3 protein-coding genes are annotated in these 1,588 nt (G+C 48.4%); all 3 read right to left on the reverse strand.

The features are described 5' to 3' along the window. The coding region (locus F7D73_RS15955; RefSeq protein WP_153126311.1) for a relaxase/mobilization nuclease domain-containing protein at positions 1-449 on the reverse strand (449 nt) is incomplete at its 3' end. After that, a complete protein-coding gene (locus F7D73_RS15960) occupies positions 446-859 on the reverse strand; it encodes a plasmid mobilization protein (protein WP_153122213.1) in 414 nt (137 codons plus the stop codon). The genes F7D73_RS15955 and F7D73_RS15960, both read right to left, overlap by 4 nt. Before the next feature lie 184 nt (positions 860-1,043). Beyond that, positions 1,044-1,526, reverse strand: a complete 483-nt coding sequence (locus tag F7D73_RS15965; RefSeq protein ID WP_113747960.1) for a DUF3408 domain-containing protein — start codon at positions 1,524-1,526, stop codon at positions 1,044-1,046. Positions 1,527-1,588: the final 62 nt, after the last annotated feature.

Raw genomic sequence — 1,588 nt, forward strand, 5'->3', positions numbered from 1 at the left:
TCCGTTCCGTAGGTCAGTCCATACTTGGATTTTAGAGCCTTGGTCACTTGCTCATTACGCCTGTAATCATTCCTGTCTGATATGAGCTTGCCCTCGTTATTGATGCGGTTATATACGATATGACAATGTGGATTGTCTGTATTGTGATGCCTCACGATGATGAATTGGGTATCGTTGATACCCATCATTTGCATGTATTCAAGGGCTATCTTAGCCATGAACTCATCCGTCAAACGTGGCTTGTCCTCGGGCTTGAAGCTCAAAGCTATGTGCCCTACAGGCTTCTTAATCCTTGGATTTAGTTGCCTCTGTAGCTCGAAACTTTGCGTCATCTCGGCATTCGTACCGAGCAACACGCCATCTGAGGCGATGATTTTCGCCTCGTCCTTGCCTGTCACGTAGCGGACGCAACCACCAAATGAGCAGCCCTTCTTTAGCTTGCCTATCATGTGGTATCCTCCTTTCTGCCCATACTGCTTGGCTTCGGTTTATAACTTGCTTGGCGATACTCGCCAAGGATTTCTTTCAATCTTCTCAACAAGTCCACCACATATACTTGGGTTTCATGTAAACCTCTCTGATGCGACAGCTTGGTAAGTTGGTTGAGATTGTTAGCCATACCGATGAGGTTCTTGGCGATGGCTACCGTCTCTGCATTGTGTCCGCTGACCACCTCGCCATTCAAGGCTGACTCACGGATATACTCCGCCAACTTGCGATTGGCTTTTCTTGCCCTCAGTTTCAATGCCTCGTAGCTTGGCTTCGAGAACTTCACCGTAACAGACTTCGACAGCTTGCGAACCCTGCCTGTGGGCGGTCTTCCGCCCTTTTTCTTGTTCTGTTCATGTATGCTTGTCATTCGATACACTGTTTACAGTTGGTACACTCACTTTCTGCGACCGTTGGGAGCAAAATTCCTCCGCCCTCATGGTGGAGCGAGGCGTTTTGGGGTTCCCAAAACATAACCTCGCTCCCTCTCAGAACACGTTAGTTGGAACTACAGCCTTTCAGCTATCCACGTCCAAGGTCGCAGACCTTAATTCTCACAATTTGCGCCAAGCCTCGAAGTCCTCTTCATAAAGGCTTAGGTGGTGGCGCACGATGTTCTCGATGATGCCCGATACGCTCATGCGCCTCCCTCCGAGGATGCGGACGACACGATCAAGACGGTCTCGTACATCGGAACTGACGAAGACTGGCTTGCGGTCGTCAATCCTTGGAACTTGGAGGAAGGTCTGCTGATACTCCTCCAATGTCGCCTTGCGCTGCTTGCCACTGATGCGCTTCTGCGGATTCGGTGGCGATTGAGCCTCGTTCGTTGATGTTTCCTCTCTATAGGGAGTTGTTGCAGCAACTTTCTCTACAATTGCTCTCAACTCTGGGTTCTCTACATCATCATAGAGAGAATTACAACTACTTGGATTGGCTTTGTTGCCATACGTAGATGGTTTAACAAAATCCAAATACTCTTTTTCCATCAGCTCCTTTTGCTCAGGAGCCAAGACTGCATCTTTTGTTCTTGCCATAGCTTATGCTGTTTTATTTGTTAGTATAGTGGTCACGGTTTGCACCATTGACCGATTGTCTG

The organism is Segatella copri (assembly GCF_009494395.1).
Lineage (GTDB): Bacteria > Bacteroidota > Bacteroidia > Bacteroidales > Bacteroidaceae > Prevotella.